The 17,935-nt window shown below is 70.6% G+C and carries 15 protein-coding genes; 5 read left to right on the forward strand and 10 right to left on the reverse strand.

Going from position 1 to position 17,935, the window contains the following annotated elements; genetic code table 11:
* Window positions 1–23: 23 nt before the first annotated feature.
* The 4 genes from ASD47_RS04810 to ASD47_RS04825 form a co-directional block, all read right to left on the reverse strand.
* A complete protein-coding gene (locus tag ASD47_RS04810) occupies window positions 24–3,608 on the reverse strand; it encodes a hydantoinase B/oxoprolinase family protein (RefSeq protein ID WP_056752423.1) in 3,585 nt (1,194 codons plus the stop codon).
* 107 nt (window positions 3,609–3,715) lie between these two features.
* Window positions 3,716–4,282, reverse strand: a complete 567-nt coding sequence (locus ASD47_RS04815; protein ID WP_056752425.1) for a TMEM165/GDT1 family protein — start codon at window positions 4,280–4,282, stop codon at window positions 3,716–3,718.
* A 284-nt stretch (window positions 4,283–4,566) separates the two neighbouring features.
* Window positions 4,567–5,304: a DUF2793 domain-containing protein gene (locus ASD47_RS04820; protein ID WP_056752428.1), complete on the reverse strand. Its 738-nt coding sequence runs from the start codon at window positions 5,302–5,304 to the stop codon at window positions 4,567–4,569.
* A gap of 90 nt (window positions 5,305–5,394) precedes the next feature.
* Window positions 5,395–6,402, reverse strand: a complete 1,008-nt coding sequence (locus ASD47_RS04825) for a nitronate monooxygenase family protein (RefSeq protein ID WP_056752430.1) — start codon at window positions 6,400–6,402, stop codon at window positions 5,395–5,397.
* Between the two features lie 219 nt (window positions 6,403–6,621).
* On the opposite strand from ASD47_RS04825, the gene ASD47_RS04830 reads away from it, so the two are divergent.
* The 3 genes from ASD47_RS04830 to ASD47_RS04840 all read left to right on the forward strand — a co-directional run bounded on the left by ASD47_RS04830 (window position 6,622) and on the right by ASD47_RS04840 (window position 10,735).
* Complete coding sequence (locus ASD47_RS04830) at window positions 6,622–8,019, forward strand: methylmalonyl-CoA mutase family protein (protein WP_056752433.1); 1,398 nt, start codon at window positions 6,622–6,624, stop codon at window positions 8,017–8,019.
* Window positions 8,016–10,169, forward strand: coding sequence for a methylmalonyl-CoA mutase (gene scpA, locus ASD47_RS04835; protein WP_056752436.1), 2,154 nt, complete (start codon window positions 8,016–8,018; stop codon window positions 10,167–10,169). Before ASD47_RS04830 ends, scpA begins: the two co-directional genes overlap by 4 nt.
* Before the next feature lie 104 nt (window positions 10,170–10,273).
* A complete protein-coding gene (locus ASD47_RS04840; RefSeq protein ID WP_056752438.1) occupies window positions 10,274–10,735 on the forward strand; it encodes a hypothetical protein in 462 nt (153 codons plus the stop codon).
* 31 nt (window positions 10,736–10,766) lie between these two features.
* Here ASD47_RS04840 and ASD47_RS04845 read toward each other — a convergent pair whose 3' ends face one another.
* The 4 genes from ASD47_RS04845 to rlmJ all read right to left on the reverse strand — a co-directional run bounded on the left by ASD47_RS04845 (window position 10,767) and on the right by rlmJ (window position 14,112).
* A complete protein-coding gene (locus ASD47_RS04845) occupies window positions 10,767–11,228 on the reverse strand; it encodes a DUF4112 domain-containing protein (protein WP_056752441.1) in 462 nt (153 codons plus the stop codon).
* A gap of 79 nt (window positions 11,229–11,307) precedes the next feature.
* Complete coding sequence (locus ASD47_RS04850; protein WP_056752443.1) at window positions 11,308–11,934, reverse strand: hypothetical protein; 627 nt, start codon at window positions 11,932–11,934, stop codon at window positions 11,308–11,310.
* Window positions 11,935–12,016: 82 nt separating this feature from the next.
* Window positions 12,017–13,294, reverse strand: a complete 1,278-nt coding sequence (chrA, locus tag ASD47_RS04855) for a chromate efflux transporter (protein WP_056752445.1) — start codon at window positions 13,292–13,294, stop codon at window positions 12,017–12,019.
* Window positions 13,291–14,112, reverse strand: coding sequence for a 23S rRNA (adenine(2030)-N(6))-methyltransferase RlmJ (gene rlmJ, locus ASD47_RS04860; RefSeq protein ID WP_056752448.1), 822 nt, complete (start codon window positions 14,110–14,112; stop codon window positions 13,291–13,293). Before rlmJ ends, chrA begins: the two co-directional genes overlap by 4 nt.
* 121 nt (window positions 14,113–14,233) lie before the next feature.
* Between rlmJ and ASD47_RS04865 the strand changes: the two genes are divergently transcribed.
* A complete protein-coding gene (locus ASD47_RS04865; protein ID WP_056752451.1) occupies window positions 14,234–15,250 on the forward strand; it encodes a DNA topoisomerase IB in 1,017 nt (338 codons plus the stop codon).
* A gap of 55 nt (window positions 15,251–15,305) precedes the next feature.
* Window positions 15,306–16,163, forward strand: a complete 858-nt coding sequence (locus tag ASD47_RS04870) for a hypothetical protein (RefSeq protein ID WP_056752454.1) — start codon at window positions 15,306–15,308, stop codon at window positions 16,161–16,163.
* A gap of 7 nt (window positions 16,164–16,170) precedes the next feature.
* Here ASD47_RS04870 and ASD47_RS04875 read toward each other — a convergent pair whose 3' ends face one another.
* Together ASD47_RS04875 and ASD47_RS04880 are read right to left on the reverse strand one after the other, a co-directional pair.
* On the reverse strand, window positions 16,171–17,427 hold the full coding sequence (locus ASD47_RS04875) for an RNA polymerase sigma factor (RefSeq protein ID WP_230983923.1): 1,257 nt from the start codon (window positions 17,425–17,427) through the stop codon (window positions 16,171–16,173).
* Complete coding sequence (locus ASD47_RS04880; protein ID WP_056752456.1) at window positions 17,424–17,825, reverse strand: YciI family protein; 402 nt, start codon at window positions 17,823–17,825, stop codon at window positions 17,424–17,426. The genes ASD47_RS04875 and ASD47_RS04880 overlap by 4 nt, the downstream gene beginning before the upstream one ends.
* Window positions 17,826–17,935: the final 110 nt, after the last annotated feature.

Raw genomic sequence — 17,935 nt, forward strand, 5'->3', positions numbered from 1 at the left:
CCTGTCCCCAATCGTTCCTCGGCCTAAACCGCCCCGTAGCCCCCGCCACCGGGGGTCTCAATGACGATTGAATCCCCCGCCGCGACCTCCACAGCGTCGGTCGCGCCGAGCACCTGAACCGAGCCGTCCTCCCGCTCGACGCGGGCCGCGCCCAACGCGCCTGGACCACCGCCCGCCAACCCGAACGGCGCCACCCGTCGGCGGTTGGACAGCAGGGTCGCCGTCATCGGTTCGCGGAAGCCGATCCTGCGCACCACCCCGTCGCCGCCGCGACGGGCGCCGGCCCCGCCCGAGCCGCGCCGGATCGAGAACGCCTCGACCAGCACCGGATAGCGGCTCTCCAGCACCTCCGGGTCGGTCAGGCGGCTGTTGGTCATGTGGGTCTGGACCGCGTCGGCGCCGTCGAAGTCCGGCCCGGCCCCGGCCCCGCCGCAGATGGTCTCGTAATATTGCCGCCGGTCGTCGCCGAAGGTGAAGTTGTTCATCGTCCCCTGGGCGGCCGCCATCACCCCCAGCGCGCCATAGAGGGCGTCCACCACCACCTGGCTGGTCTCGACATTGCCGGCCACCACCGCCGCCGGATAGCGCGGCCGCAGCATCGAGCCCTCGGGGATCACCAGCTCGACCGGCCGCAGGCAGCCGTCGTTCATCGGGATCTCGTCGTCGACCAGGGTGCGGAACACGTAGAGCGCCGCCGCCCGGCAGATCGAGGCCGGGGCGTTGAAATTGGTCGGGACCTGGTCGCTGGTGCCGGTGAAATCGACCCGCGCGATGCGCGTCGCGCGGTCCACCGTGATCGCCACCTTCACCACCGAACCGTCGTCCAGTTCGTAGGCGAAGGCCCCGTCCGACAGGGTGGCCAGCACACGCCGCACGGCCTCCTCGGCGTTGTCCTGCACGTGAGCCATGTAGGCCTCGACCACCGCCTGGCCGAACTCGGCGACCAGGCCCGTTAGGCTTTCGGCGCCGCGCGCGCACGCCGCCACCTGGGCCTTGAGGTCGCCGATGTTCTGGTCGGGATTGCGGGCCGGCCACTTGCCCGAGGCCAATAGCGCCCGAACCTCGGCCTCGCGGAACCGCCCGCCCTCGACCAGCAGGAAGTTCTCGATCAGCACCCCCTCCTCCTCGACGGTGCGGCTGCCCGGCGGCATCGAACCCGGCGTGATCCCGCCGATATCGCCCTGGTGGCCCCGCGCCGCGACATAGAAGGCCAGCGCCCCGGCCGCGTCGAACACCGGCATGACCACGGTCACGTCCGGCAGGTGGGTGCCGCCGTTATAGGGCGCGTTGAGCATGTAGACGTCGCCGGGCAGGAGGCCCCGGCGATCGTGCAGCCGTCCGTCGCGGACAGCCCGCACGCTGTCGCCCATCGAGCCCAGGTGCACGGGCATGTGCGGGGCGTTGGCGATCAGGGCGCCGTCGCGGTCGAACAGGGCGCAGGAGAAGTCCAGCCGCTCCTTGATGTTGACGGAATAGGCGGTGTTCTGCAGCGCGAAGCCCATCTCCTCGGCCACGGCCATGAACAGGTTGTTGAACACCTCCAGCATCACAGGATCGGCCTTGGTCCCGGCCGCCTGGCGCGGGGCCAGGGCGACGACGCGGTCGATGATCAGGTTCAGGTGGCGGTCGACCGTCGCCCGCCAACCAGGCTCGATCACCGTGGTGCCGGTGTCTTCGCGGACGATGGCCGGCCCCGCCACCTCGCCGCCGATCGGCAGGGCGGCGCGGTCGAACACCGGCGCGGCGTGCTCGGCGCCGGCCATGCGGACGGTGAGGACCGCCAGGGGCTCGGGCTTGGAGTCCGCGCCGAGGCCCAGGTCCGGCGCCCCGCCGGCGTCGGCGTGACCGATAGCTTCCACGGCCAGAGCCTCGACGACCAGGGCCGTGCCCGGCGAGACGAAGCCAAAGCGCCGATGGTGCAGGGCCTCGAAAGCCTCGCCCACGGCCGCCGCGTCGCCCAGCGGCACGCGCAGCGGGGTGTCGGTCCCGGCGTACTTGACCAGCACGCTGGCGATCGTCTCGACCCGGACCAGCGGCGCGTTCTGGGCCCACAGCGCGGCCTCGGCCTCGCTCGCCAGGACGGCCGCGCGGCCGGTCAGGTCTTCGGCGGCGTCGGCCAGCGGCCGCTCCACTGTCGCCTCGCGCAGGGTCCGCAGGTCGGCCAGGCCCATGCCGTAGGCGCTGAGCACCCCGGCGAAGGGGTGGATCATCACCTCGGTCATGCCCAGGGCGTCGGCGACCAGGCAGGCATGCTGGCCGCCCGCCCCGCCGAAGCAGGCCAACACGTAGCGGGTGACGTCGTAGCCGCGCTGGATCGAGATCTGCCGCACGGCCTTGGCCATGTTCTCCACGGCGATGGTGACGAAACCCTCGGCGATCTCGACCGGCGTCATGGCTCTGCCGGTCGCGACCAGGATCTCGGCCGCGAGCGCCTCGAATTTCGCCGTGACCACGTGGCGATCCAGCGGCTGGTCGGCGTTCGGGCCGAACACCGCCGGGAAGAAGTCGGGCGACAGCTTGCCCAGCATGACGTTGCAATCGGTCACGGTCAGCGGCCCGCCACGCCGGTAGCAGGCCGGGCCGGGATTGGCGCCGGCCGAGGCCGGGCCGACCCGGAACCGCGCCCCGTCGAACGAACAGATCGAACCGCCGCCGGCCGCCACGGTGTGGATGTTCATCATCGGCGCGCGCATCCGCACCCCGGCCACCACCGTCTCGTAGGCCCGCTCGTACTCGCCCGCGAAGTGGCAGACGTCGGTCGAGGTGCCGCCCATGTCGAAGCCGATCACCCGCTCGAAGCCGGCCTGGGCCGCCGTCCTGGCCATGCCGACGACCCCGCCGGCCGGACCGGACAGGATCGCGTCCTTGCCCCGGAAGGCGTGGGCGTCGGTCAGGCCTCCGTTGGATTGCATGAACAGCAGCCGGGTCTCGCGCCCCAGGGCGTCGGCGACCTTGTCGACATAACGGCGCAGGATCGGCGACAGGTAGGCGTCGACCACGGTCGTGTCCCCGCGCCCGACCAGCTTCATCAGCGGGCTGACCTCGTGACTGACCGACACCTGGGTGAAGCCGACCTCGCGGGCGATCGCCGCGACCCTCGCCTCGTGATCGGTGAAGCGAAAGCCGTGCAGCAGCACGACGGCCACGGCCCGAAAGCCGGCGTCGAAGGCGGCCTGCAGCCCCGCGCGGGCCCCGAGCTCGTCGAGCGGCCGCAGCACCGCGCCCTCGACGCTGATCCGTTCGTCGACCTCGACCACGTGGCCGTACAGCGCCTCGGGCTTGACGATCCGCCGGTCGAACAGCTTGGGCCGGGCCTGGTAGCCGATGCGCAGGGCGTCGGCGTGGCCCCGGGTGATCGCCAGGACCGTGGGCTCGCCCGCCCGCTCGAGCAGGGCGTTGGTGGCCACGGTGGTGCCCATCTTGACCGCGTCGATGGCGCCGTCGCCGTCCAGCAGCGCCCGCACGCCGGCCACCGCCGCGTCGTCATACTGCTCGGGGTTTTCCGACAGCAGCTTGTGGGTCAGCAGGGTCCCGTCCGGGCGCCGCGCGACGATGTCGGTGAAGGTGCCGCCTCGGTCGATCCAGAACTCCCAGCCGCGGTCGGTCATCAAGATCCCCTTCGTCGGATCCCTTTTGGCGCTGAGGCTGGTCGGTATCAAGGACTCTGGCCGCCCGCACGATCGGGGACAGGCGCATGCGCCTGTCCCCAGCCCACTCAGCGCATCGCCTCCACGCCCGCCCAGATCCCCAGGCCCAGGAAGATCAGCGCCGCGCCCAGGCGCACATATTTCAGCGGCACGATCTTGGTCGCCGCCTCGCCCAGGTACACGGCGGGGATGTTGGCGGCCATCATGCCCACGGTGGTGCCGGCCGCCACCCAGAACACGTCATGGAAGCGCGCGCCCAGGGCGACCGTGGCGATCTGGGTCTTGTCGCCCATCTCGACCAGAAAAAAGGCGATGGTGGTGGTCAGGAACACCCCATAGCGACCCGCGCCGCCGGGCAGATCGTCGTCGGCCTTGTCGGGGATCAGGGCCCAGGCGGCCATGGCGACGAACGAGACGGCGATGGCCCACTTGAACCAGGCGCCGTCGAACAGGCCCGAGACCAGCGATCCAGCCAGGGCCGCCAGGGCGTGGTTGGCCAGGGTGGCGACCAGTATGCCCAGGATGATGGAAACGGGCTTCTTGAAGCGGGTGGCCAGGATAATGGCCAGAAGCTGGGTCTTGTCGCCGATCTCGGCGATGGCCACCACGAGGGCCGAAACGAGCAGGGATTCCATGAAATCAAACCGTCCGGGCCGAGCGCACGCCAATAGCGTCGGAGACCCCGCCCAGCCCGGAACGGAAACCGACGCCATTGGTCTCGCCGCGGAAGCCGATGGCCTCCTTCACCCGCGCCATGCCCCTTCCCGATGAAAGAAAGGAGGCAAGTGTGTTGACGACGGGCCCCGCTGATCGGCGCGGGCGGCTACTCCCCAAAGGTGCGGGGTGAGTAGCGGCGTTGGGTGTGGAGGTCAAGTCGCGCTGCGGCTGGGGACAGGCGCATGCGCCTGTCCCCGTCCTCTCAGATCGCCGCCGGCGGGTCGAACCGCATCGCGTGGATCGACACCCGCACCTTGCCGCCGGTGAAGGCGCCGCCAGACGACGTGATCACCACCGGCGTGTCGGCGTAGTAGGCCGTCGGGCCGATCACCCCCACATTGCTGGCGTTCTTGGCCACGCCCAGCGCGGCGCCGAACTTGCCCGCCTCGCCGGCCACGCCGCAGCTGTAGGAGGTCGCTCCGGTGATCGCCGCGCTGGTGCGGGTCGAGACGCCCAGCACGATGGCGCGGGCCGGGATCATCACGGTCGTGGCCACCGAGGCGCCGGACAGGGTCACCTCCTGCTCGAGAATCTCGAATCGCGTGGCGGCGAAGAACGGCGAGCGAGCGGCCGTCAGGGCCTTGAAGGTCGAGGACAGCGGAGTCCAGTTCTCGCCGTCGTGGATCAGGGCCAGGCCCTCGTCGATGATCCAGGCCAGCCAGCCGGCCCTGGGCGTCAGGGCCTCCCAGACGCCGTCGACATAATGGGCCAGCAGGCCGGCGGCCTTGTCGAACCAGGCGGCGCCGGTCGCGCCGGTCGGCAGGATGTGCATCGCCCCGTCGGCCGGGGAAGCCGGCTGGGCGGCGACGGTCCGGCTCTGGACCGCCAGCTGGACCAGGCCGTCCAGCCTGCCGAGGGCCTCGTTGACGGTGATGTGCTTCTGGGCCTGGCCGGCCGCTAGGAAGGGCAGCGACAGGCGAGGCGTGGTGGTGTTGGACATGGGAACTCCTGGAGGGTTTCAACGCCTCCAGTGTCGCCCCGCCGCGAGTCCCCGAGGATCGACAGCCGTGGATCCCCTGCTCGTCCCCGCCTACTGGGCCGCGAAAGCCAGGCGATTGCCCGATGTCAACGCGGTCTTGGCGGCCAGCTCCGCCTTGGCGTCCTCATACTGCTCCGCGAACTTGGCGATCAGCTCGCCGGCCGACAGCACCGCGTCGATGGCGCCGACGCCCTGGCCGGAACCCCAGATGTCGCGCCAGGCCTTGGCTTCCTGATTGCCGCCGGAACCGAAGTTCATGGCCGATGGGTCGCTGACCGGCAGGTTCTCGGGATCGAGCCCCGCCCGGACGATCGACTGGCGCAGATAGTTGCCGTGCACGCCGGTGAACAGGTTCGAATAGACGATGTCGTTGGCCCGGGCCTCGACGATAGTGTCCTTGTAGCCCTGGGGCGCGTTGGCCTCCTTGGTCGCGATGAAGGCCGAGCCGATATAGGCCAGGTCGGCGCCCATGGCCTGGGCGGCCAGGATCGAGCGGCCCGAGGCGATCGAGCCCGACAGCGCCACCGGCCCGTCGAACCACTGGCGGATCTCCTGGATCAGGGCGAACGGCGACAGGGTTCCGGCGTGACCTCCGGCCCCCGCCGCCACCGGGATCAGGCCGTTCGCGCCCTTCTCGATGGCCTTGTGGGCGTGCTTGTCGTTGATCACGTCGTGCAGTGTGATCCCGCCATAGCTGTGGATCGCGGCGTTCAGGTCCTCGCGCGCGCCCAGCGATGTGATCACCACCGGAACCTTGTACTTCACGCAGAGCTCGACATCCTCCTGGAGCCGGTTGTTGCTCTTGTGGACGATCTGGTTGACGGCGAACGGGGCCGAGGGCGCGTCGGGATTGGCCCGGTCATGGGCCGCCAGTTCCTCGGTGATCCGCGCCAGCCACTCGTCCAGCTGCGAGATCGGCCGGGCGTTCAGGGCCGGGAACGAACCGACGACGCCGGCCTTGCACTGGGCGATGACCAGGTCGGGATTGCTGATGATGAACAGCGGAGACGCGATGACGGGCAGGCGCAGGCGGTCGCGCAGGATCGGCGGCAAGGCCATGGGAACGTCTCCTTTGGGGCGGCCGCTGCGGGCGGCGCATGTAAACAGCGTTAGCTTAAACGGTCGTTCGTACCCGGCGCAAGCGCTTGACCTCCCCGGCGGCACGGGGGCATCTGCTGGCCAAAACAAGAAAATGCTGCGGTGCAGGAGACAAACGTCGTGATTCACCCGCCCTCCCGGCTGGCCGAGGATTTTGGCGCCCCGGACCCCTCGAAATGGATGGCCCTGGTCGACAAGACCCTCAAGGGCCAGGCGTTCGACGACGCCCTGGTCACCCCGACCGCCGACGGCCTCGCCATCCAGCCGCTCTACACGGCGCAGGACGGCGTGGCCGTGGCCCGCGACCTGCGGGCGCGCGACGCCGTGCGGCCCTGGGACCTGCGCATGCCCGCCGCCCATCCCGATCCCCGCCAGGCCGCCGCCGAGATCATGAAGGACCTGGAGAACGGTGCGGCCTCGGTGCTGCTGGTTCTCGATCCCACCGGGGTCAACGGCGTGGCCGTCGGTTCGCTGCAGGACATGGCCCAGGCGCTGAACGGCGTGCTGCTGGACCTGGCCCCCGTCGCCCTGGACGCCGGTTTCCTGGGCCCCAAGGCCGCCGACTGGCTGGCCGCCTTGGCCAAGGCGGCGCCCAACGCGCCCCTCGCCTTCCACATGGATCCGCTGACCGCCTTCGCCCAGGCCGGCGCCAGCCCGGGGCCCATCGAGGGTCACCTGGTTTCGGCGGCGACGGTCGGGGCGCGGCTGTCGGACACCTACGCCAAGGCCAGCCTGATGCTGGCCACCGGCCGCGCGGCGCACGAGGCCGGCGGCTCCAACACCGAGGAGCTGGCGGTGATGGCCGCCTGCGCCCTGGCCTACGCCAAGGCTTTGGCGCGAGCCGGCCTCTCCATGCAGGAGGCCTTCTCCCGGATCACCCTGGGCGTCAGCCTCGACGCGGAATATTTCACCGGCGTGGCCAAGGTCCGCGCCGCCCGGGCCCTGTGGGCGCGGATCACCGACGCCTGCGGCGTATCGGTTACCGCCGTCATCGAGGCCCGCTCGTCGCAGCGCATGCTGACCCGGGCCGACGCCTGGACCAACCTGCTGCGCCTGACCGCTGCGGGCTTCGCCGGCGCGGTCGGCGGCGCCGACGCCATCGTCCTGGGCGCGTTCACCGACGCCATCGGCCTGCCCACCGCCTTCGGCCGCCGCCAGGCCCGCAACACCCAGCTGGTGCTGATGGAGGAAAGCCATCTGGGCCGCGTCGCCGACCCGGCCGGCGGGTCCTGGTACCTGGACAGCCTGACCGACCAGCTGGCCCGCGCCGCCTGGGGCGGCTTCCAGGCCATCGAGGCGGCCGGCGGGATCGTCAAGGCGCTGGAGAGCGGACGGGTCGCCGATATCGTCGACGCCACGCGCGCGGCGCAGGAGGCTGCCTTCGCCGACAAAAGCCGCAAGATCCTGGGGGTCACCGCCTTTCCCAACGCCGACGACAAGCCGGTGGAGGTCGCAACGCCCAGCACCGGCGACTTCGCCGTCGATCCGCCCAACGTTCGCGTGCCTGGACCAGATTCCCGCTGTCCGCCGCTGGCGCCCATCCGGTTCTCGGCCGCCTTCGAGGGAGCCCAGGCATGAGCAAGTTCCCCGACTTCACGAGCCTACCCTTCGAGGCCGCCGCGACCAACTCCGCTCCGGAAGGCGCCGCCTGGGCCACGCCGGAGGGGATCGACGTGCCCCCGGCCTTCACGGCCGACGACACCGCCGGCCTGGACTTCACCGGCGGCTATCCCGGCGTCGCGCCGTTCGTGCGCGGCCCCTACCCGACCATGTACGTGACCAACCCGTGGACGGTGCGGCAGTACGCGGGCTTTTCGACCGCCGAGGACAGCAACGCCTTCTACAGACGCAACCTGGCCGCTGGTCAGATGGGCCTGTCGGTGGCCTTCGACCTGGCCACCCACCGGGGCTATGACAGCGACCACGAGCGAGTGAAGGGCGACGTCGGCATGGCCGGCGTGGCCATCGACTCGATCCTCGACATGCGCACCCTGTTTTCCGGCATCCCGCTCGACAAGATGAGCGTGTCGATGACCATGAACGGCGCGGTGCTGCCGATCCTGGCGCTCTACATCGTGGCGGCCGAGGAACAGGGCGTCAGCCCCGACAAGCTCTCGGGGACCATCCAGAACGACATCCTCAAGGAGTTCATGGTCCGCAACACCTATATCTATCCGCCCGCGCCCTCGATGCGGATCATCTCGGACATCTTCGCCTTCACCTCGGCGAACATGCCCAAGTTCAACTCGATCTCGATCAGCGGCTATCACATGCAGGAGGCCGGAGCGACGGCCGACCTGGAGCTGGCCTACACCCTGGCCGACGGGATCGAGTACGCCCGGGCGGGCGTCGCCGCCGGCATGAGCATCGACACCTTCGCCCCGCGCCTGTCGTTCTTCTGGGCGATCGGCATGAACTACTTCATGGAAGTGGCCAAGATGCGCGCAGCCCGCCTGCTGTGGGCCCGGCTGATGAAGCGCGAGTTCGATCCCAAGGATGACCGGTCGCTGTCCCTGCGCACCCACAGCCAGACCTCGGGCTGGTCCCTGGCCGCCCAGGACGTGTTCAACAACGTGGCCCGCACCTGCGTCGAGGCCATGGCGGCGGTCAACGGCCAGACCCAGAGCCTGCACACCAACGCCCTGGACGAGGCCCTGGCCTTGCCGACTGACTTCTCGGCCCGCATCGCCCGCAACACCCAGCTGTTCCTTCAGATGGAAAGCGGCACGACCCGTGTCGCCGACCCGTGGGGCGGCTCCTACTATGTCGAGCGCCTGACCCACGACCTGGCCGTCAGGGCCCTGGCGCATATCGAGGAGGTCGAGGCCGCCGGCGGCATGGCCAAGGCCATCGAGCAGGGCATTCCCAAACTGCGCATTGAGGAGGCCGCCGCCAAGACCCAGGCCCGCATTGACGCCAATCGCCAGAGCGTGGTCGGCGTCAACCGCTACAAGCCGGAGGTCGCCGACGACATCCCGATGCTGAAGGTCGACAACACCTCGGTGCGCAATCAGCAGCTGGAGAAGCTGGCCCGGCTGAAGGCCGAGCGCGATCCGGCCGCGACGGCCGCGGCGCTGAAGGCGCTGGAGGACGGGGCGCGGGGAACCGGCAACCTGCTGGCCCTGGCCGTCGACGCGGCCCGCGCCAAGGCCACGGTCGGCGAGATCAGCCTGGCGATGGAAAACGTCTTCGGTCGTCACCGCGCCAGCATCCAGGCGATCCAGGGCGTCTACGGCGCCGAGGCCGGCGCCGATCCCAAGGCCGCCCGAGCCCGGGCCATGGTCGCCGCCTTCCAGGAGGCCCATGGCGGTCCGCCTCGCATCTTGGTGGCCAAGATGGGCCAGGACGGCCATGACCGCGGCCAGAAGGTGATCGCCAGCGCCTTTTCCGACCTCGGCTTCGACGTCGACATCGGCCCGTTGTTCCAGACCCCGGCCGAGGCCGCCAAGCTGGCGGTCGACAACGCCGTCCACATCGTCGGGGCCAGCTCGCTGGCGGCCGGCCACCTGACCCTGGCCCCGGAGCTGAAGGCCGAACTGGCTAGGCAGGGCCGCCCGGACATCATGATGGTGGTCGGCGGCGTGATCCCGCCGCAGGACTTCCAGGCGCTGATCGACGCCGGCGCCGCGGCGATCTTCCCGCCCGGTACGGTGATCGCCGAGGCGGTGATCGAGTTGCTGGACAAGCTGAACAAGCAGCTCGGCTACACCCAGGGCGAGGCGGCCTAGGCGGAGGCTGCACGTTCCCTCGATCCGAACTCCCCGGGGAGCGCGATCTTCGGTTCACACGCGGCGGGCTGGATGGAGCGATCGTTCCTCCGTCGAGACCCGCCATGTTCCAGCCCGCACGCGAAATGACCAGCCCGCCGCGAGTCGTCGCGGCGATCCTGTTCGCCTTCGCTTTTCCGCCCCTGGCCGTAGACCTGCTGGCCGCGGCCATGGCGCTGCCGAAGGAGCCGCACAGGATTTCCATCGTGGTGGCGGCCCTGCCTGGCGCGCTGATGATGAGCCTGCTCGCGGGCTGGATCTTCGTGCTGCCGGCCTGCGTGGCCTGGGCGGTGCTGCATCAGTTGGACCGGCAATACCGATCGGCGGCGGCCTTTGTGGGTTTGGCGACCGGTCTGGCCTTCGCCGCCCTGCTGAAGACCTTTGACGACGAAGACACCCAAGCCGTCGCCATGCACCTGACCGGCGCGGCGGCCGGCCTTCTCACGGGCCTCGGCGTCTGGTGGATAGCCTACGGCCGGCAAGAACGGTTCCGGTCAATCGTCACCCGGCCGCCCTTGAACCTGTGATCGACAACCGTCCGGTCCGGGCGCCTAGCGCCTAGGACCGCGTCTTCTTCGACCTGCGCTTTTTGCGGGTCTTCGGGTCGATCTCTTCGGGCAGGCCGTGCCGGGCTTCGACGTCCTTCTGCAACGCCTTGGCCGCCATCAGGTGGCCCGGGAACAGGGTGTCGACGGCCCAGCCCAGCACCGGTACGGTGTCGGACAGGTTGTCGGCGGCCAGATAGGCGGCCATCCGCGCCAGGGTCGGGGTGGACGCCTTGGCTTGAACGGCATGGAACAGCAACAGACCGCCCGCGCCCAGGCCGTAGGCCAGGCCCGCCCAGGGGACCCAGGCCAGAACCCCGTCCAGCCCCAGGCCGAACGGCCCTATGCCGATCAGCCGGTCGGAGAGCCGTTTGATGGTCTCGGCGTGCCGCCAGGCCTGATGCGCCTTCTGGCGCTCGCTGGCGGGGCCTTCGTCGACGACGTAGCCCTCAAGGGTTTCGCTGCGTTCGGTCATGTCAGGTCAACGCCCCGCGGCGGACTTGGTTGTCGCCGGGCGAACGGACCTGGCGCTTTCCTGGCCGTACTTGGGGCGGCTAGAGGCTCGTCAGCCGCTTGGCCTGGGCGACCCAGGCGTCGCGTTCGGCGCGGCCCCGCAGGTTCAGCTTGGCGTCGACGTCGGCCAAGTCTTCGGCGCCCCAGGCGGCGATCTGCTCGAAGCGCGTTACACCCAGCTCGGCCAGGGACGCGGCCAGCTTGGGACCGATCCCGACCAGCTGGGTCAGGTCGTCGGCCGCCGACTTGGCCGTCTCGACGGCCGGCCCGGCGGCGGCGTCCAGGGTTTCCTGGACCTCGGTCGTCACGGTTTCGGCGGTGTCGAGCGCGACTTCGGCGACCGTCTCGGCGCCAGCGGTCGCCTCGACCGGCGCCAGGACGGGCGCCTCGGTGACGGGGTCGATCGGAGCTTCGACGGCCGGCTCGGGCGCCAGTGTGACGGGTTCAGACGCGGGCAAGCCCCCGGTCAGGGCCCCGGTCAGGGTCGGCGCCAGCAGGGCCTCGACATTGACCGCCTCGCGCCAGCGGGCCGACCACCACCACCAGGTGGCGCCGGCCATCGCCGCGCCGCCGAACACCAGCCACAGCGGCGAGGCCGCGCCGGCCATCAGGTTCGGGCCCTTTTCAGGATCGATCTTGGGCAGTTCGGGAAGGAATGACAGGGTCATGGCCGAGCTCCAACAACCGTTTGTTGCAGTGCAGCATAACACGGTTTTGCCGTTGGCGAGTCGCATAATCGCAACCTTGGGATCAAATCAGTCCTGTTGCGCCCAGGGCCAGGCCGGCGGCGACCATCGCCCCCACCACCGCCAGGATCGGGACGCGCAACGCGAACACCAGGCCGCAGGCCAGGAGGGTCAGTCCCGCCGCCGGAAGGTTGACGCTGCCCAGGTCGGGCGCCTCGGCCCTCAGGGGTCCCCAGGCCCGGACCGCGCCGACCCGGAACAGCAGGTGGACCGCGAACCAGACGGCCAAGTTGGCGATCACCCCGACGGCGGCCGCCGAGACCAGGGACAGGGCGCGCGCCGGCCGGGGGCGCGAGCGCAGGCGCTCGAAGACCGGCCCGCCGGCGAAGATCCACAGGAACGACGGCGCGAAGGTGGTCCAGGCGGCCATCAGCCCGCCGGCCAGGGCGGCGATCCAGGCCCATTCCGGCGGCGCGTTCTGGTAGGCCCCGACGAAGCCGACGAAGACCAGGACCAGCACCAGCGGCCCCGGCGTCGTCTCGGCCAGGCCCAGGCCGTCCAGCATCTGGCCCGGCGCCAGCCAGCCGAACGCGCCCGCCGCCTGGCCGACATAGGCCAGGGCCGCATAGGCGCCGCCGAAGCTGGCCATGGCCAGGATGCTGAACACCCCGCCCATCCGGGCCAGGGTGGATCCCGGCGCCAAGACCAGGGCCAGCAGCACCGGCGCCAGCCATATCGCCAGGCAGACCAGGGCGGTGCGCCAGGGAGTCCGTGTCCCCGTTTCCGCGGGTACGACCGCCACCGCGCCGCCGCCCAGGATCCAGCCGACCGCGCCGGCGGCCAGGATGATCAGCGGAAAGGGCAGAACGGTGAAGGTCAGGGCGGCGAAGGCCAGGCCCGCCGCCCACCAGCCGGCGACGCCCTTGATCGCTCGGCCGCCCATGCGGATCAGGGCCTGCAGCACCAGGGCGACCACCGCCGCCTTCAGCCCCAGCAGGGCCGGTCCCGCCCAGGCCGCGCGGCCGTGGGCGACGTACAGCGCCGACAGGCCCAGCATCACGGCCAGACCCGGCAGAACGAACAGCAGGCCCGCCGCGATCCCGCCGCGCACGCCGTGCAGGCGCCAGCCCAGCCAGGTGGCCAGTTGCTGGGCCTCCGGCCCCGGCAGCAGCATGCAGAAGCTCAGGGCGTGGGCGAACCGTTCCTCGTCGACCCAGCCGCGCCGTTCCACCACCTCGCGGTGCAGCAAGGCGATCTGGCCGGCCGGACCGCCGAAGCCCAGGCAGCCGACCTTCAACCAGACCCAAAACGCTTGCCGAAAGCTGGGCTGGCCGGTCGTCACGCGCGCCAGACCCGCGCCTTGGCGCCGGCGTCGCCGAGCGTGTCGGCCAGCCAGGTCGTGACCTCGGCGATCACGCCTTCGGCGGACTTCGGCGTCCCGACCACGACCATCGCACAACCGTTCATCTTCATCGGATCCGTCAGCGGCCGCAGGCGCAGCTCCGCAGCTAGCGCGTCGTTCGTGACGGTTTCCATCGCCCGCATGAAGGCGTCGAAGGTTTCCAGGTCCTTCAGCGGCATCCAGGCGGCGATCACCGCGTCCCTGTCCCGGGCCAGCACCGCCTTTGTCGTGGCGACGATCTGGGCGTAGTCGTCGCTGCGCTCGAACGGCGGATCGATCAGGACGAAGGTGCGCCCGCCCTTCCCCGCCCGCGCGGCGGCCGTGGCGTAGCCGTCGTCCTTCAGCGCCTGGGCGAAGGCATAGGGGGCCAGGGTCCGGCGCAGGCTGTCGAAGTCGTCGGGCCGCAGTTCGCAGGCGGTGTAGCGGTCGGTCTTGCGCAGGGCCCGCGCGATCAGCAGCGGCGAGCCGGGATAGAGCGACCCCGCGCCGCCGCCGTTCAAGGCCCTCACCGCCGCCACGAGCGGCGCGAACACCGTCGGAACCTGCGCCATCGCCTGCAGTCGGCCGATCCCGGCCGCCGCCTCGCCCGAGCGCTGGGCCATGTCGCCGCCCAGGTCGTAGGCCCCGGCTCCGGCATGGGTGTCGATCACCGACAGGGGCGTGTCCTCGGCGGTCAGCGCCTCCAGCAAGGCCAGCAGGATCGCGTGCTTCTGCAGGTCGGCGAAATTGCCGGCGTGGAAGGCGTGTCGGTAGTTCATGTCTGGCGCGTCGCTCCCGGAACCGGCGCTCCGTCTATCACGTTGGCCGACGATAGGTTGGGAGCCAGGCGATGGACCAGGATATTTCCGAGAACGGCGGCGCGGACCGTCCAGCGAGGTGATGACCGTGCCCCGCGACACGCTCGAGACCCCTCCCGCCGAACGCGCCCTGCTGGCCTATGTCAACGACCAGGAGCAGGGCGTCCGTCGCCTGCCCCGCGGCAAAGGCTTTTCCTATGTCGACGAGGACGGCCGGCCCGTGAAGGACGAGACGACCCTGGCGCGGATCAGGGCCCTGGCCATTCCGCCGGCCTGGACCAGCGTCTGGATCTGCCCCGATCCCAATGGCCACATCCAGGCGGTCGGCCGCGACCAGAAGGGCCGCAAGCAGTATCGCTATCACCCCGACTGGCGGGCCGACCGCGACGCGCGCAAGTACGATCGCATGGCCGCCTTCGGGCGCGCCCTGCCCCGGCTGCGGCGGCGCGTGGCCGCCGACCTAGCGCGCCGGGGCCTGCCGCGCGAGAAGGTGCTGGCCGCCGTGGTCAGCCTGCTGGAGCTGACCCTGATCCGGGTGGGCAATGACGAATACGCCAGAACCAACAAGAGCTTCGGCTTGACGACGATGCAGAAGCGCCACCTGAAGCTGGCCGGCGGCGGTGCGGTGTTCGAGTTCAAGGGCAAGAGCGGCAAGATGCACAGGACGGGCTTCCGCGACCGTCGCCTGGCCCGCATCGTCGCCGCCTGCCAGGAGCTGCGCGGCCAGCGACTGTTCCAGTACATCGACGAGGACGGCCAGCGGCGGGCGGTCGAGAGCAGCGACGTCAACGACTACATCCGCGCCGCCTGCGGCGACGACTTCTCGGCCAAGGACTTCCGCACCTGGTACGGCTCGCTGGCGGCGCTTGAAGCGCTCAGCATGAGCCCTCCGCCCACGACCCAGGCGGAGGCCAAGCGCACGCTCAACACCTGCGTCAAGGCCGTGGCCGGCCTGCTGGGCAACACCCCCGCCGTCTGCCGCGCGGCTTATATTCACCCGAAGGTCCTCGAAGCCTTCGAGACCAGCCAACTGCCAAGGCGGCGAGCCTCGTCGCCCAGGGCCAAGGAGCTGGCGCTACTGAAGCTGGTGGCCAACTGAGCTTGCTAGGGCGTCAACCTCGCGCCAAGCTTGGCCGGAGTCGCCGGGGTTATCGATGTCATTCCAACGTTTCGCGCCTTGGACCTGCGTAGCAATCCTGGCCGCTTGGCCCGTCGCCGCGGCGCCCCGCGCCTGCCCCGCCTCGCCCGAACTGGCTCGACTGGTCGCGGCCTCGTCCAGCATCGTCCAGGGACGCCTCGGCCTTTCACAGGAGGCCCTGGCGAACGCCATCGCGCATCCTGAGTACATCCCCGTGCCGTTGGAGGAAGCGATCTCGTTGAAGGGCCCAAGGCCGAACGCCGTTCAGATCTATCCCAAGGACGAGTCCTATCTTCCGTCGCCCGACGCCCTGCGGGCCGCCATCAACACGCCAGCCCTGCTTTTCCTGACCCAAGCCGGTTCGCCGGCGAAATTCTATTTCGCCGGCCATTCCCCCAAGGCGCTGGCGCCCGCCGCCGGGGCCGAAGCCGGCGTGCGAACCGAGATCGCCCGCCAGGCTTCAGTGCTTCGCGCCACTCCCACCCCGGCCGCCCACGATGCGGAAGTTCGCCGCCTGGTTTCGGAACTGGGCGGACTACGCGGGCGTGCTGGCGCCGACGCTCGTCAGCGGGCGATCTTCGCGCGGCTGGAAGCGCTGGGCCCCGCCGGTGTTCCGGCGATCGTGGCCCACATGGAGGATCACCGCCTCCTGGCCGAGCCGACGATCTCCCTGACAAATCACGCGACCAACGCTTTCGAGGGCGTGCGCCACTACGGTCCCGAGCAAGTGGTCGACGCGCTCGACGCCATTCTGAACCAGATCACTGGCCAGTCTTTCGGCGACATATCCAATGGCGGGACCGAGGCGCAACGCCGGGAGACCGTGAAGGGCTGGCGGGTCTACGCCGCGGACCTGGGATGCCCCGCAAGGTAGCGGCGCCCTAGGTCCCCGCCAGCCGCGCCGCCCGCGCCAGCAGATACCGCTGCTCGGGCGCGCTGGCGGTCAGCGCGCTCGCCGTCCGATAGGCGCCAATCGCCTCGTCCCGATCCCCAGCCATCTCCAACAGGTGGGCCCGCACCGCCGCCAGCCGGTGATGGCCGGCGAGACGCTTGTCGCCCTTGAGCTCGGCCAGCCGCTCCAGACCGGCGCGCGGCCCCTGCGCCATCGCCAGGGCCACGGCGTGGTTCAGCCGGACCATCGGATTGTCGGCCATCCGCTCCAGCAGGCCGTACAGCGCCAGGATCTGCAGCCAGTCGGTGTCCTCGGCCCGAGCGGCCTCGTCGTGCACGGCGGCGATGGCGGCCTGGAGCTGATAGGGGCCGACCGCGCCGCGCGCCAGGCTGGTTTCGACCAGCGCCACGCCCTCGGCGATCGCCGTGGCGTCCCAGAGGCCGCGATCCTGCTCGGCCAGCGAAATCAGCTCGCCGTCAGGCCCCGTCCGGGCCGAACGTCGGGCGTCGGTCAGCAGCATCAGGGCCAGCAGGCCGGCCACTTCGCCGTCGTCCGGCAGCAGGGCCCGGACGGCGCGCGCCAGCCGGATCGCCTCGATCGCCAGGTCGGCCCGTTGCAGCACGGGCCCGGCGCTGGCCGCATAGCCCTCGTTGAAGATCAGGTACAGGACATGCAGCACCGACCGCAGCCGCTCGCCGCGCTCGGTGGCGTCCGGGGCCTCGAACGGCGCGCCCGAGGCGCGGATGCTCTGCTTGGCCCGGCTGATGCGCTGGGCCATCGTCGCCTCGGGCACAAGGAAGGCGCTGGCGATCTCGGCCGTCGTCAGGCCGCCCACCGCGCGCAGCGTCAGGGCGATGGCCGAGGACGAGGTCAGGGCCGGGTGGCAGCACATGAACAGCAGGTTCAGCGTGTCGTCGCGCCCGGCCAGGGCGTCCAGGTCGTCGGATGGCGACACCACCTGGACGTCGCCCTCCATGGCCACCGCCTCGCGCCGCCGCCGGGCGATTTCGCGGCGGATCTGATCGGTCATCCGTCGCGAGGCGACCTGCGCCAGCCAGCCGCCCGGATTGGCCGGCAGGCCGGTCTGCGGCCACTGACGCGCGGCGGCCAGCAAGGCTTCCTGCACTGCGTCCTCGCCGGCGGCGAAGTCGCGGTAGCGGCGAACGACGGCCGACAGGACCCGCGGCGCCAACTCGCGCAGCAGGTCCGTCGTCTGGCGGTCCAGCGCCGCCGAGGCCACAGTCACATGTCCTCGCCGCTGGCCCACATGATCCGCCGCACCTCGACCGGCAGGTTCAGCGGCGCGCCATCGGGACCAGGGCCTTCCGACCAGCGCGAAGCGGCGTAGTAGGCTCGCTCGGCCGTATCGACATCGACGATGACATAGCCGGCCAGGAACTCCTTGGTCTCCGGAAACGGACCATCGGTCACCTCGGGCGCCGCGCCCTGGCGCGCCCGCACGAACCGCGCATCGTCGGGCCCCGCCAAGGCATGGGTGACGATCATCTCGCCCGAGGTGGTGAACTCCTCCCGGAACAGGCGGAGATGCTCCATGTGCGCCTGGACCGCCGCCTGCGGCCACTGGTCCATGGACGGGACGTCCCCGCCGGCCGCGGGGTACTGCATCATCAGGATGTACTTCATCGTCGGTTCCCTTCGGTTGGAGCGCCGTCCTCCGGCGCTTTCGAGGGCAAGTCGGAGCCGTCCGGCCATTCTCGACATGACCCGCGACTTTTTTCGAGTCCATCGGGCGG

This window comes from Caulobacter sp. Root1472 (assembly GCF_001426985.1).
GTDB lineage: Bacteria > Pseudomonadota > Alphaproteobacteria > Caulobacterales > Caulobacteraceae > Caulobacter > Caulobacter rhizosphaerae.

Excerpts from the sequence above, each read along its gene's own strand:
- ASD47_RS04810 (WP_056752423.1), bottom strand. The coding sequence starts at position 3,608 with ATGACCGACCGCGGCTGGGAGTTCTGGATCGACCGAGGCGGCACCTTC.
- ASD47_RS04815 (WP_056752425.1), bottom strand. The coding sequence starts at position 4,282 with ATGGAATCCCTGCTCGTTTCGGCCCTCGTGGTGGCCATCGCCGAGATC.
- ASD47_RS04820 (WP_056752428.1), bottom strand. The coding sequence starts at position 5,304 with ATGTCCAACACCACCACGCCTCGCCTGTCGCTGCCCTTCCTAGCGGCC.
- ASD47_RS04825 (WP_056752430.1), bottom strand. The coding sequence starts at position 6,402 with ATGGCCTTGCCGCCGATCCTGCGCGACCGCCTGCGCCTGCCCGTCATC.
- ASD47_RS04830 (WP_056752433.1), top strand. The coding sequence starts at position 6,622 with ATGGCCCTGGTCGACAAGACCCTCAAGGGCCAGGCGTTCGACGACGCC.
- scpA (WP_056752436.1), top strand. The coding sequence starts at position 8,016 with ATGAGCAAGTTCCCCGACTTCACGAGCCTACCCTTCGAGGCCGCCGCG.
- ASD47_RS04840 (WP_056752438.1), top strand. The coding sequence starts at position 10,274 with ATGTTCCAGCCCGCACGCGAAATGACCAGCCCGCCGCGAGTCGTCGCG.
- ASD47_RS04845 (WP_056752441.1), bottom strand. The coding sequence starts at position 11,228 with ATGACCGAACGCAGCGAAACCCTTGAGGGCTACGTCGTCGACGAAGGC.
- ASD47_RS04850 (WP_056752443.1), bottom strand. The coding sequence starts at position 11,934 with ATGACCCTGTCATTCCTTCCCGAACTGCCCAAGATCGATCCTGAAAAG.
- rlmJ (WP_056752448.1), bottom strand. The coding sequence starts at position 14,112 with ATGAACTACCGACACGCCTTCCACGCCGGCAATTTCGCCGACCTGCAG.
- ASD47_RS04865 (WP_056752451.1), top strand. The coding sequence starts at position 14,234 with ATGACCGTGCCCCGCGACACGCTCGAGACCCCTCCCGCCGAACGCGCC.
- ASD47_RS04870 (WP_056752454.1), top strand. The coding sequence starts at position 15,306 with ATGTCATTCCAACGTTTCGCGCCTTGGACCTGCGTAGCAATCCTGGCC.
- ASD47_RS04880 (WP_056752456.1), bottom strand. The coding sequence starts at position 17,825 with ATGAAGTACATCCTGATGATGCAGTACCCCGCGGCCGGCGGGGACGTC.